General features: G+C 71.2%; 9 protein-coding genes. 8 read left to right on the top strand and 1 reads right to left on the bottom strand.

All coding sequences use genetic code 11. The annotated features are described in order from the left end of the window. The first annotated feature begins 640 nt into the window (after nt 1-640). From IPT68_RS09015 to IPT68_RS34955, 8 genes are all read left to right on the top strand, one after another. Nucleotides 641-3,592: a M14 family metallopeptidase gene (locus IPT68_RS09015; RefSeq protein WP_189698853.1), complete on the top strand. Its 2,952-nt coding sequence runs from the start codon at nt 641-643 to the stop codon at nt 3,590-3,592. A gap of 225 nt (nt 3,593-3,817) precedes the next feature. Further along, nucleotides 3,818-4,825, top strand: coding sequence for a type I glyceraldehyde-3-phosphate dehydrogenase (gene gap / locus IPT68_RS09010; protein WP_189698852.1), 1,008 nt, complete (start codon nt 3,818-3,820; stop codon nt 4,823-4,825). Nucleotides 4,826-4,952: 127 nt separating this feature from the next. Continuing rightward, on the top strand, nt 4,953-6,164 hold the full coding sequence (locus tag IPT68_RS09005; protein ID WP_189698851.1) for a phosphoglycerate kinase: 1,212 nt from the start codon (nt 4,953-4,955) through the stop codon (nt 6,162-6,164). Nucleotides 6,165-6,166: 2 nt separating this feature from the next. Next, nucleotides 6,167-6,943 carry a triose-phosphate isomerase gene (tpiA, locus tag IPT68_RS09000; RefSeq protein ID WP_189698850.1) on the top strand — a complete coding sequence of 259 codons (777 nt, stop codon included), beginning with the start codon at nt 6,167-6,169 and terminating at the stop codon, nt 6,941-6,943. Nucleotides 6,944-7,081: 138 nt separating this feature from the next. Beyond that, nucleotides 7,082-7,312, top strand: a complete 231-nt coding sequence (gene secG / locus IPT68_RS08995) for a preprotein translocase subunit SecG (RefSeq protein ID WP_189698983.1) — start codon at nt 7,082-7,084, stop codon at nt 7,310-7,312. Nucleotides 7,313-7,559: 247 nt separating this feature from the next. Continuing rightward, the gene (locus tag IPT68_RS08990) at nt 7,560-7,847 is read left to right on the top strand and encodes an RNA polymerase-binding protein RbpA (protein ID WP_004002138.1); all 288 of its coding nucleotides are present in this window, start codon (nt 7,560-7,562) and stop codon (nt 7,845-7,847) included. Nucleotides 7,848-8,002: 155 nt separating this feature from the next. Next, nucleotides 8,003-9,652 carry a glucose-6-phosphate isomerase gene (pgi, locus tag IPT68_RS08985; protein WP_189698849.1) on the top strand — a complete coding sequence of 550 codons (1,650 nt, stop codon included), beginning with the start codon at nt 8,003-8,005 and terminating at the stop codon, nt 9,650-9,652. Nucleotides 9,653-9,748: 96 nt separating this feature from the next. Next, entirely contained in the window at nt 9,749-10,240 is a 492-nt protein-coding gene (locus tag IPT68_RS34955; protein WP_189698848.1) for a DUF2087 domain-containing protein, read from the top strand. 30 nt (nt 10,241-10,270) lie between these two features. On the opposite strand, the gene IPT68_RS08975 is transcribed toward IPT68_RS34955, so the two are convergent. Continuing rightward, a complete protein-coding gene (locus tag IPT68_RS08975; RefSeq protein ID WP_189698847.1) occupies nt 10,271-12,553 on the bottom strand; it encodes an FtsX-like permease family protein in 2,283 nt (760 codons plus the stop codon). Nucleotides 12,554-12,622 lie beyond the last annotated feature (69 nt).

Below are 12,622 nucleotides of genomic sequence, written 5' to 3'. Positions count from 1 at the left end.
CGGAGCACCGGCGTCAGCCCGCCGGCCGGTCCGACACCCGCCGAGGAGGCGGAGCACCGGCGTCAGCCCGCCGGCCGGTCCGGCACCCGCCGAGGAGACGGGCACCGGCGTCAGCCCGCCAGCCGGTCCGGCACCCGCCGAGGAGACGGGCACCGGCGTCAGCCCACGCCGGTCCGACACCCGCCGAGGAGGCGGAGCACCGGCGTCAGCCCGCCGGCCGGTCCGGCACCCGCCGAGGAGACGGAGCACCGGCGTCAGCCCGCCGGCCGGCCCAGCACCCGCCGAGGAGACCGGGCACCAACACCACGCCGCCCGGGCCTCACACCGGCATCCCGTAACACCCACTCCGCATGACACCGGCACCCCGCCGGCTACTACACCGCCGTAAACCGGCACCCCGCGCGACACACCCCGTGAACCGGCCCCCACACGACGACGCCGCACCCCACACGACGCCGCACCCCACACGCCGCCGCCGCACCCCACACGACGCCGCACCCCACACCGCGCCCCACAACACACCGAACCCCGCATCACCCCCGCCCCGCCCAACTCACCTGACGCGCTCTTGACTTGACCATGATCTGTCATGAGCCTGGCATCCATTCGCCACTGTGGCGAACCACCGCAAGGGGGGCTCATGAGACGAAGAGCGAGATCGATCCTCGCCGCCGGCGCGCTCCTGCTGGGCGGCCTCACCCTGGCACCCTTGGCCCAGGCCGACGAGAGGGCGTCCGACCCCGACACCGAAGAGGTCAAGGTCTTCCGCGCCGACGTCACCCGGCAGCAGGTTCCCCTGCTGCTCGCCACCGGACAGGACAGTCACGAACTCGGTGAACAGATCCCCGACAAGGGCACCGCCACCGTCGAGGTCTACCTCACCGACAAGCAGGCGGAGAAACTCCAGAAGCAGGGCGTCGACCTCAAGGAGCACACGCTCTCGGCGAAGGCACGCGCGCGCGTGGCCGCCGCCGGCGACGGCGTCTTCCGGCCGTACAGCGGCGAGGGCAACCTCAAGGAGGAGATCCTGAGGACCGGTCAGGAGCACCCGTCCCTGACCAAGGTCGTCTCCATCGGCAAGTCCCTCCAGGGCCAGGACATCCTCGCCCTCAAGCTCACCAAGAACGCCAAGAAGACCGAGGACGGGTCCAAGCCCTCCGTCCTCTATCTCTCCAACCAGCACGCGCGCGAGTGGATCACCCCGGAGATGACCCGGCGGCTGATGCACCACTACCTGGACAACTACGCCACCGACAAGCGCATCAAGAAGATCGTCGACACCACCGAGCTGTGGTTCGTGCTGTCGGCCAACCCGGACGGCTACGACTGGACGCACCACCCCGACGGCGACCGCCAGTGGCGCAAGAACATGCGCGACATCAACGGCGACGGCGCCCACACCATCGGCGACGGCGTCGACCTCAACCGCAACTTCGCCTACAAGTGGGGCTACGACGACGAGGGTTCCTCCCCGTACCCCACCAGCCAGACCTACCGCGGCGCCGGTCCGAACTCCGAGCCCGAGACCAAGGCGCTGGACGCCTTCGAACGACGGATCGGCTTCGAGTACGGCATCAACTACCACTCCGCCGCCGAGCTGCTCCTCTACGGCGTCGGCTGGCAGGTCGCCACGCCGACCCCGGACGACGTCCTGTACGAGTCCCTCGCCGGGACGCCGGAGAACTCCGCGATCCCCGGCTACCACCCGCAGCTGTCCTCCGAGCTCTACACGACGAACGGCGAGGCGGACGGCCACGCGGCGAACATCCACGGCACGGCGATGTTCACCCCGGAGATGTCCACCTGCCAGTCCGCCTCGAACGTCGACCCGAACGACGCCTGGAACCCGGCCGACTGCGAGTCGATCTTCACCTTCCCGGACGACGAGAAGCTGATCCAGCAGGAGTTCGTGAAGAACATCCCGTTCGCGCTGTCCGTCGCGGAGTCCGCCGCCCGGCCCGACCAGCCCAGGTCGTCGGTCGGCGTCGACGCCCCCGACTTCACCCCGGAGCAGTTCTCGACGTCGTACTCGCGCGGCGCCGACCAGGAGGTCTCCGTCGTCGTCCGCAAGTCCGTGCGCGACAAGGAGCTGAAGTACCGCGTCAACGGCGGCCGGACCCACGACATGCGGCTGCGGCCCTGGCAGGGCGGCGAGACGTACGGCGGTGAGGACAACCTCCACTTCGACGAGTACCGGGCGAAGGTCGCCGACGGCGCCCCGGGGGACGAGGTCGAGGTCTGGTTCACCGGCGAGAGCAGGTCCGGGAAGCGCACCGAGAGCGAGCACTTCACCTACACGGTCGCCGAACGGCCGCGCGCCGACGTGCTCGTCGTCGCCGAGGAGGGCGCACCCGCGACCCACGCGCAGACCTACGTCGACGCGCTGAGGGCCAACGGCGAGCGCGCTCTCGTCTGGGACGTGGCCACGCAGGGCGCGCCGCACGCGCTCGGCGTGCTGAAGCACTTCGACACCGTCGTCCACTACACCGGCGCCGTCCGCCCGGGTGTCGCCACCCAGCTGGAACTGCGCGCCCACCTCAACGAGGGCGGCAAGCTGATCGAGGCGGGCGAGACGGCCGGCGGCTCGGTCGACCTCGGCGGGGGCACCCTGTCGAACGACTTCAGCCAGTACTACCTGGGCGCCCACACCCGTACGTCCCTGCCGGGCGTCACCGGCTTCACCGGCACCGGGGCCCTGGCCGGCGCCACGGCCCCGCTCGGCGACGCGCCCGGCAACCCGCTGAACACCGCCGGTTCGTTCGGCGTCACCTCCGACACCCTGCCCGTGGAGAGGTTCCCGCAGTTCGAGAGCGCGGGCGCGGGCCAGTACCCGGGGACCGTCAACCCGTACGGCCCGTACGAGGGCGCGTCCATGGCCGCCGTCACCCACTCCGACTACGCCTGGAACCGGCTGACCCGCACCATCGACCTCACCTCGGTCGGCGCGGCCGACGCCCCGACCCTGCGCACCCGGATCCTGTGGGACACCGAGACGGGCTACGACCACGCCGTGCTGGAGGCGCACACGGCGGGCGCCGACGACTGGACCACGCTCCCGGAGAAGGGCGGCGCCACCGGCACCGCCGTGCCCACCGAGTGCGAGGCGGGCTACTTCATCCAGGCGCACCCGGCGCTCAAGCGGTACCTGACCCTCGGCGACAGCGGCTGCACGCCCAGCGGGACCAGCGGCGCCTGGAACAGCTTCACCGGTGCCTCCGACGGCTGGCAGCAGGTCGAGTTCGACCTCTCGGCGTACGCCGGGAAGACGGTCGAGGTCTCGCTCAGCTACATCACCGACCCCGGCTCCGGCGGCCACGGCGTCCTCGCCGACAACGCCACCGTCGTCATCGGCGGTACGGCGGGCCCGACCGACACCTTCGAGACCTCGCTCGGCGCCTGGACGACCCCGGGGCCGCCCGCGGGCAGCCCGGCGGTGGTCAAGGACTGGGGTCTGTCCGGTGAGCTGTTCAAGACCTACGGAGCGGTCGCCACGGACGACACGGTGCTGCTCGGATTCGGTCTGGAACACGTCACCGCGGCGGCCGACCGGAAGGAGTTGATCGGCGCGGCGCTCACCGCGCTCGACGACTGAAGGACCAGGTCAACGGCCGTCCACCGGACGTAGTCAGGTCGAGCGACCGGCTTGTACGGCCCGTGCGGTCCGTACCCCTACCGGCGGGTACGGGCCGCACTGCCGTGTATGAGGCATCTCGATGTCACCGCGGGGGCCTCGGGGAGGTAGGGTCGTAGGCGGTCGGGGACATCCCATACAGCTCGCCGGCATCAACGGCCGGCGTACCAACGAGGAGATCGGTTCGTGACGATCCGCGTAGGCATCAACGGCTTTGGCCGCATCGGTCGTAACTACTTCCGCGCGCTGCTGGAGCAGGGTGCAGACATCGAGATCGTGGCTGTCAACGACCTGGGTGACACCGCGACCACCGCTCACCTGCTGAAGTACGACACCATCCTGGGCCGCCTCAAGCAGGAGGTCACGCACACCGCCGACACGATCACCGTCGGCGGCCACACCATCAAGGTGCTCTCCGAGCGCAACCCCGCCGACATCCCGTGGGGCGAGCTGGGCGTCGACATCGTCATCGAGTCGACCGGCATCTTCACCAAGAAGGAAGACGCCGAGAAGCACATCGCCGGTGGCGCCAAGAAGGTCATCATCTCCGCCCCGGCGAAGAACGAGGACGTCACCATCGTGATGGGCGTCAACCATGACCAGTACGACCCGGCGAACCACCACGTCATCTCCAACGCCTCCTGCACCACCAACTGCGTGGCGCCGATGGCGAAGGTGCTCGACGAGAACTTCGGCATCGTCAGGGGCCTGATGACGACGGTCCACGCGTACACCAACGACCAGCGCATCCTGGACTTCCCGCACAAGGACCTGCGCCGCGCCCGTGCCGCCGCCGAGAACATCATCCCCACCACCACCGGTGCCGCCAAGGCGACCGCCCTGGTCCTGCCGCAGCTGAAGGGCAAGCTGGACGGCATCGCCATGCGCGTCCCGGTCCCGACGGGCTCGGCCACCGACCTGGTCGTGGAGCTGTCCCGCGAGGTCACCAAGGACGAGGTCAACGCCGCGTTCAAGAAGGCGTCCGAGGGCGAGCTGCAGGGTTACCTGACCTACACGGAGGACCCGATCGTCTCCTCCGACATCGTCAGCGACCCGTCGTCCTGCACCTTCGACTCCTCCCTGACCATGGTTCAGGAGGGCACCTCGGTGAAGATTCTCGGCTGGTACGACAACGAGTGGGGCTACTCGAACCGCCTCGTCGACCTCACGGTCTTCGTCGGCAACCAGCTCTGAGCAGCTTCCCCAGGCACCTCGGTGTGAGGGCAGGGCTCGGGCAGCGCACGCCGCGCCGCCCGAGCCCTGACTCACGTACAGAACGACCAGCCCTCTCGTATCGAGAGCCCCTCCCAGGAGCCCCTTCATGAAGACGATCGACGAGCTTCTCACGGACGGCGTGGCCGGCAAGCGGGTCTTCGTCCGCGCCGACCTCAACGTGCCGCTGGACGGCACCACCATCACCGACGACGGCCGCATCCGCGCCGTGCTGCCCACCGTCAGGGCGCTGGCCGAGGCGGGCGCCCGGGTAGTCGTCGCCTCCCACCTGGGCCGCCCCAAGGGTGCCCCGGACCCCGCCTTCTCGCTCGCCCCGGCCGCCGCGCGGCTCGGCGAACTCCTCGGCGCCGAGGTCGCGTTCGCCACCGACACGGTCGGCGACTCCGCGCAGGCCACCGTCGCCGGCCTCGCCGACGGCCAGGTCGCGGTCATCGAGAACCTGCGCTTCAACGCCGGTGAGACCAGCAAGGACGACGCCGAGCGCGCCGCCTTCGCCGACGCCCTCGCCGCCCTCGCCGACGTCTACGTCGGTGACGGCTTCGGCGCGGTGCACCGCAAGCACGCCTCGGTCTTCGACCTCCCGGCCCGGCTGCCGCACTACGCCGGCCACCTCATCGCCACCGAGGTGGGCGTGCTGAGGAAGCTCACCGAGGACGTGCAGCGGCCTTACGTCGTCGCCCTCGGCGGTGCCAAGGTCTCCGACAAGCTCGCCGTGATCGACCAGCTGCTCGCCAAGGCGGACCGTCTGCTGATCGGCGGCGGCATGGCGTACACCTTCCTGAAGGCCAAGGGCTACGAGGTCGGCATCTCGCTGCTCCAGGAGGACCAGATTCCGGCCGTCACGGAGTACATGGAGCGCGCCGAGAAGAACGGCGTCGAGCTGGTGCTGCCGGTGGACGTCCTCATCTCCACCGAGTTCCCGGACCTGAAGACCAAGGCCCCGGCCAACCCCACGACCGTCGCCGCGGACGCCATCCCGGCCGACCAGGAGGGCCTGGACATCGGTCCTGAGACCCGCAAGCTGTACGCCTCGAAGCTCGCCGACGCCGCCACCGTCTTCTGGAACGGCCCCATGGGCGTCTTCGAGCACCCCGACTACGCCGAGGGCACCAAGGCGGTCGCCCAGGCCCTCGTCGACTCCCCGGGCTTCACCGTGGTCGGCGGCGGAGACTCCGCCGCCGCCGTGCGCACCCTGGGCTTCGACGAGAACGCATTCGGCCACATCTCGACCGGTGGCGGCGCCTCCCTCGAATACCTCGAGGGCAAGACGCTCCCCGGCCTCGCCGCACTGGAGGACTGACGTTGAGCACGCGCACGCCGCTGATGGCGGGCAACTGGAAGATGAACCTCAACCACCTGGAGGCCATCGCCCACGTCCAGAAGCTTGCCTTCGCCCTGGCCGACAAGGACTACGAGGCCGTCGAGGTCGCCGTCCTGCCGCCCTTCACCGACCTGCGCTCCGTGCAGACCCTGGTCGACGGCGACAAGCTGAAGATCAAGTACGGCGCCCAGGACCTCTCGGCGCACGACTCCGGCGCGTACACCGGTGAGATCTCCGGCGCGATGCTGGCCAAGCTCAAGTGCACCTACGTGGCGATCGGCCACAGCGAGCGCCGGCAGTACCACGCCGAGACCGACGAGCAGGTGAACGCCAAGGTCAAGGCCGCCTTCAAGCACGACCTGACCCCGATCCTGTGCGTCGGTGAGGAGCTGGAGGTCCGCGACGCGGGCAACCACGTCGGCCACACCCTCGCCCAGGTCGAGGGCGGGCTCCGGGGCGTCCCGGCCGAGCAGGCCGAGACGATCGTGATCGCCTACGAGCCCGTGTGGGCCATCGGCACGGGCAAGGTCTGCGGCGCGGAGGACGCCCAGGAGGTCTGCGCCGCCATCCGCGGCAAGCTCGCCGAGCTGTACTCCCAGGACGTGGCCGACAAGGTCCGCATCCAGTACGGCGGCTCCGTGAAGGCCGGCAACGTCGCCGAGATCATGGCGCAGGCCGACATCGACGGCGCGCTGGTCGGCGGGGCGTCGCTGGACGCGGACGAGTTCGTCAAGATCGTCCGCTTCCGCGACCAGTGAGTCGATCACCGAGTCGATCAGTGAGTCGACCGGTGAGTATGCGGTAGCGGCGATCCGTCGTACCCTTGCGGGGGCATAGCGGTAGCGCTATGCCCCCGTCGTTCATCCGTATCCGAGGAAGTTGGTCCAGCCGTGGTTTTGGGGTTCTCGATCGCCCTGATCGTCTTCAGCCTGCTGCTGATGCTGCTGGTGCTGATGCACAAGGGGAAGGGCGGCGGCCTCTCCGACATGTTCGGTGGCGGCATGCAGTCGTCCGTCGGCGGCTCCTCCGTCGCCGAGCGCAACCTGGACCGGATCACCGTGGTGGTCGGTCTGCTGTGGTTCGCGTGCATTGTCGTGCTGGGCATCCTGATGAAGATCAACAACTGAGCTGCCCACGCGTTTCGCACGTAACGCCCCATGTTCGGTACGCGCAGCTGAGCGCGGCCTATCATGGGGCTTGCGTCTACGTGTGGGGGCTGTAACTCCAATCACTGGACGCGCGTTGGGCCTTACGTAGACTGAGGCGCTCGCAGCGAAGCGGAACGCCGACTCGCTTCGCGGCACCATCACGCAGGGAGTTACGACCGTGGCAAGTGGCAACGCGATCCGGGGAAGTCGGGTCGGGGCGGGGCCGATGGGCGAGGCCGAGCGCGGCGAGTCCGCGCCGCGTCTGCGCATCTCCTTCTGGTGCTCCAACGGGCACGAGACCCAGCCGAGCTTCGCCAGCGACGCGCAGGTCCCCGACACCTGGGACTGCCCTCGGTGCGGCTTTCCGGCCGGGCAGGACCGGGACAACCCGCCGGACCCCCCGCGCACCGAGCCCTACAAGACGCACCTGGCGTACGTGCGGGAGCGCCGCAGCGACGCGGACGGCGAGGCGATCCTCGCCGAGGCGCTCGCCAAACTGCGGGGCGAAATCTAGGAGTTGCATCCGGCCGGGTACCTCGCGGTGCCCGGCCGGACCTGCTCGGCGTTCAGGGCGCTGATACCTGCGGTCCAGGTGAACGTACCTGTTGTTGCACGGCACGACGACGCGACGACGGGGCACGTCCACCCCTGATCAACTAGGTTGGGACCATGAACGCAGACGGCCGTACCAGGCTGAATCAGACACCCGAGTGGACCGCTCTGGCCAAGCACCGTGAGGAGTTCGCGGACACCCATCTGCGGGATCTGTTCGCGGCGGACCCCGGGCGCGGCTCCGGCTACACGCTCCAGGTCGGTGACCTGTTCGTCGACTACTCCAAGCACCTCGTCACCGACGAGACCCTGCGGCTGCTGCGCGAGCTGGCCGCCGCCACCGACGTCTTCGGGCTGCGCGACGCCATGTTCCGCGGCGAGAAGATCAACACCACCGAGAACCGCGCCGTGCTGCACACCGCGCTGCGCGCACCCCGGGACGCGGTGATCGAGGTCGACGGCGAGAACGTCGTGCCGGGCGTGCACGCCGTGCTCGACAAGATGGCCGGCTTCGCCGAGCGGGTGAGGTCGGGGGAGTGGACCGGGCACACCGGCAAGCGGATCCGCAACGTCGTCAACGTCGGCATCGGTGGCTCCGACCTCGGCCCGGCGATGGCCTACGAGGTGCTGCGGGCCTTCACCGACCGCGACCTGACGGTCCGCTTCGTCTCCAACGTCGACGGCGCCGACCTGCACGAGGCCACCCGCGACCTGGACCCGTCCGAGACGCTGTTCATCGTCGCGTCCAAGACCTTCACCACCATCGAGACGGTCACCAACGCCACCTCCGCGCGCCAGTGGCTGCTGGCCTCCCTCGGCGACGAGGCCGCCGTCGCCAAGCACTTCGTCGCCCTGTCGACGAACGCCGAGAAGGTCGCCGAGTTCGGCATCGACACGGCCAACATGTTCGAGTTCTGGGACTGGGTCGGCGGCCGCTACTCGTACGACTCCGCGATCGGCCTGTCGCTGATGATCGCCATCGGCCCGGACCGCTTCCGGGAGATGCTCGACGGTTTCCACCTCGTCGACGAGCACTTCCGCACCGCGCCCGCCGAGTCCAACGTGCCGCTGCTGCTCGGCCTGCTCGGCATCTGGTACGGCAACTTCCACGACGCCCAGTCGCACGCCGTCCTGCCGTACTCGCACTACCTGTCGAAGTTCACGGCGTACCTCCAGCAGCTCGACATGGAGTCCAACGGCAAGTACGTGGGCCGGGACGGCCGCGAGGTGCAGTGGCAGACCGGGCCGGTCGTCTGGGGCACGCCCGGCACCAACGGGCAGCACGCCTACTACCAGCTCATCCACCAGGGCACCAAGCTGATCCCGGCGGACTTCATCGGCTTCGCCGAGCCGGTCGCCGAGCTCGGCGACGAACTGAAGGCCCAGCACGACCTGCTGATGGCCAACTTCTTCGCCCAGACCCAGGCGCTGGCCTTCGGCAAGACCCCCGAGGAGGTGCGGGCGGAGGGCGTGCCGGAGGAGCTGGTCGCGCACAAGACCTTCAGGGGCAACCACCCGACGACCACGATCCTCGCGCGCGAGCTGACCCCGTCCGTGCTCGGCCAGCTGGTCGCCCTCTACGAGCACAAGGTGTTCGTGCAGGGCGCGGTGTGGAACATCGACTCCTTCGACCAGTGGGGCGTCGAGCTCGGCAAGGTCCTCGCCAAGCGCGTCGAGCCCGCACTGACCGAGGGCGCCGAGGTGCCCGGCCTGGACGCGTCCACGCAGGCACTGGTCGCCAAGTACCGGGAGCTGCGCGGCCGTTGAGCCGTGAGGCCGGCCGCGCGGACGCAAAAACGGATGCGCGGCCCACTTCCGGCGGGTGACACTGCTCCGGCCCGTCACCCGCCGGAAGGACACACGATGGACCAGCTCCTCGCCGCGCTCGCCGACCCGGAGCGGCTGAAGCTCTACGCCCGGATCGTGCTGCAGGACCTGCCGCCCCGCGAGGAGGACTCTCCCGTCGCGCGCAAGCACCTGGGGCGCCTGATCTCGGCGGGGCTCGTGGCCCGCCTGGCCGACGGCTCGCTGAGGGCCGATCCGGCGGTCTTCCGCCAGGCACGCCCCGCCGAGCCGGCGCCGAGCGGTGTGCCCCGGCGCCTGACCGGGTTCTTCGCCCACGGGCGCCTGACGTCGATCCCGGTCCGTCCGGTCGTCCGCCGGGAACTGCTGGAGCATCTCACGCGGACCCTCTTCGCCGCCGACCGCAGCTACACCGAGCGTGAGGTCAACGAGGCGTTCCGCACCGTCCACGACGACACCTCCGCCCTGCGCCGCTACTGCGTGGAGAACGGACTGCTCGTGCGGGAGCGCGACGGCAGCAGCTACCGGCGCGTCACCGCGGTCACCGTCTGACGGCGGCGCCGCGTCCCGACCGTGGAGGGTTCAGGCCACCGCGCTGAGCGTGTCGGCGAGGCGGCGGCGGGCCGCGCGGGCCGCGGGCAGGGCGGCGAGGGCGGCGGCGCCCAGCACGGCGGCCGTGCCGAACAGCAGCAGAAGGACCGGTGACGGACCCCGCGCGATGCCGGCGCCGATGCCGCTGGAACTGCCCTGGGCGTCGATCAGCCAGTGCGCGAGGGGCAGACCCAGGGCCGTGCCGAGCAGCACCGCGGTCAGCGCGGTGCAGGCGGTGGCCGTGACGGTGACGGCGGTGATCTGCCGCGGGCTGAGGCCGATCGCCTTCAGCGCCAGCAGGTCCCGCTCGCCCTCGCGGACCGTGCCGCCGATCACGGTGAGCAGTTCGACGATCCCGATGAGAGCCAGCACGGCGATCAGGCCGAGCACCACCCCGCGCAGCGACGACAGCCCGTCCGCCGGGTTGGGCACGACGTGCACGTCCAGGTGCCCGCCGGCCGCCGTCGCCAGGTCGCCCGCGACCTCGTGCGGGTCGGCGCCGGACCGCAGCCGCAGCTTGTAGAGGGCCGGGCGCAGGCCCGGGTCGTTCTCGCGGAGGGTGTCGAGCGAGGTGGAGATGACCCGGCCGGCGTTCTCCGGCTCGATGCTGCGGCCCACGATGTGCAGGACCTGCGGCTGGTCGCCCACGGTCATCCGCACCCAGTCGCCGACGCGTACGCCGAGCAGGTCGAGCAGTCCCTGCCCGGCCACCGCCTCGTCCCGGCCGTGCGCCGGGCGGCCCTCGGCCACGGCGTACGGGTAGGGCTCCGCACGGGTGCCGAGGCCGCGCAGCGCGATCGTGCCGGTCTGGCCCGGCACCAGGGCGGCCACCTCGACGCCCGGGTGGGCCGCGGCGATCCGCGGGTCGCGCTCCAGCAGGGAACGGACCTCCCCGTCGCCGACCTCGCCGTCCGGACGGACGGTGAGCGCTGCGGCGAGGCCGACCTGCTCGGGTCGGCTGTGGAAGCGGTCGATGGTGGTCCACGCGCTCATCGCCACCACGATCAGCAGCAGCGGCAGCGCCAGCCGGGCGACCGTGGCCGGAGTGCGCGGCCGGCGGGCGAACGCCTGGTGCCAGCCCAGGACCAGCGCCGCCGGCAGCCGCAGCCCCAGCGCGCCGCGCGCCAGACCGGACAGCCGTCCGGCGGCCGGGGCGGCGGCCCGGGGCACGGGCACCGGAGGCACCCGCCCCGCCCGCCAGGCCGCGAGGCCGGTGGTCGCGGCGATGAACAGCACGGCGGCCCCCGGTATACCCGCCAGGGCCGCGGTGTGTCCGGGCAGCCCCTGCCACACGCCGACCGCGTCGCCGAGGCGGCCCGGGACACGGCTGCCCAGGCCCTCGGTGAGCACCGCCGCGGCCACCGCGCCGAGCAGGGCGTACGCGACGTGCTGAAGCAGGAAGACGCGGACGACCTGCCCGGGCGTGAAGCCGATCGCCTTCAGCACCGAGATGTCCCGCAGATGGCCGCGGATCCGGGTGCCGATCGCCCCGTGCACGGCCAGCCCGGCCGCGAGCAGGGCGCCGAGCCCGAACAGGCCCAGCACCTGGCCGAGCAGCCGGGTGTCGCCCTGCGCCTCGGACCGGGCCTGCTGCCAGGTGGAGACCTCGCTGACCGCGCCGGCCCCGAGCACGGTCACGGCGCGCTGGACGACGTAGTCCGTCTCGTCCGGATCGGTCAGGCGCAGCCCGGTCACCTCACCGTCCGGGGCGCGTACGGCGGAGGGCAGCGCCCAGACCAGGCCGGGCCGCTCCCCGGGGCGGTAGCGCGGCTCGGCGCTGTCGGCGATCCCGGCGACGGTCAGCGTGCGCGCCGTGCCGGGCAGGGTGAGGAGGTCACCGGGCTCGGCGAGCAGGGCGCGGGCCAGGTGACTCTCCAGCACCACGGCGTCGGGGTACGCGCCGTCCAGCCAGCGGCCGGAGGCGACGAGCGGGCGCCCGGCGGCGGGGCCGGGGCTCGTGCCGCGCAGTTCGACGAAGGCGCGGATGCCGCGGGCGGCAACGGTGGCGGACTCGGTGGGGTAGGGGCCCGCGACGGACTCCACGCCGTCGAGACCGGAGAGCCTGCCGGCGTCTGCGGAGGGGCTGGTGTGGAGCCACACGTGCGCGTCCCGGGACTGGGTGAAGACGCGCTGCCAGGGGTTGGTGGCGTAGCCGAACAGGGCCGTCGCGAGGAGCAGCGAGGCGACGACTCCGGCGGTCGCGAGCACGATGAACAGGGCCTCACCGCGGTGCGTGCGCAGATCGGAGTGCACCCAGCGCAGGGTCGCTCGCATCGGCTCAGCCCCTCGCAGCCCTGTGCCGTGGCCCGCTCACGCCCGGGTGACCGGCCGGCAGTGCGTCGT

The organism is Streptomyces chromofuscus, from assembly GCF_015160875.1.
Taxonomy (GTDB): domain Bacteria; phylum Actinomycetota; class Actinomycetes; order Streptomycetales; family Streptomycetaceae; genus Streptomyces; species Streptomyces chromofuscus.
Note: the sequence above shows the minus strand (reverse complement) of the source record. Positions and strands in the feature narration are given on the sequence as shown.

Excerpts from the sequence above, each read along its gene's own strand:
- pgi (WP_189698849.1), top strand. The coding sequence starts at position 8,003 with ATGAACGCAGACGGCCGTACCAGGCTGAATCAGACACCCGAGTGGACC.
- IPT68_RS08990 (WP_004002138.1), top strand. The coding sequence starts at position 7,560 with ATGGGCGAGGCCGAGCGCGGCGAGTCCGCGCCGCGTCTGCGCATCTCC.
- IPT68_RS34955 (WP_189698848.1), top strand. The coding sequence starts at position 9,749 with ATGGACCAGCTCCTCGCCGCGCTCGCCGACCCGGAGCGGCTGAAGCTC.
- IPT68_RS08975 (WP_189698847.1), bottom strand. The coding sequence starts at position 12,553 with ATGCGAGCGACCCTGCGCTGGGTGCACTCCGATCTGCGCACGCACCGC.
- IPT68_RS09005 (WP_189698851.1), top strand. The coding sequence starts at position 4,953 with ATGAAGACGATCGACGAGCTTCTCACGGACGGCGTGGCCGGCAAGCGG.
- IPT68_RS09015 (WP_189698853.1), top strand. The coding sequence starts at position 641 with ATGAGACGAAGAGCGAGATCGATCCTCGCCGCCGGCGCGCTCCTGCTG.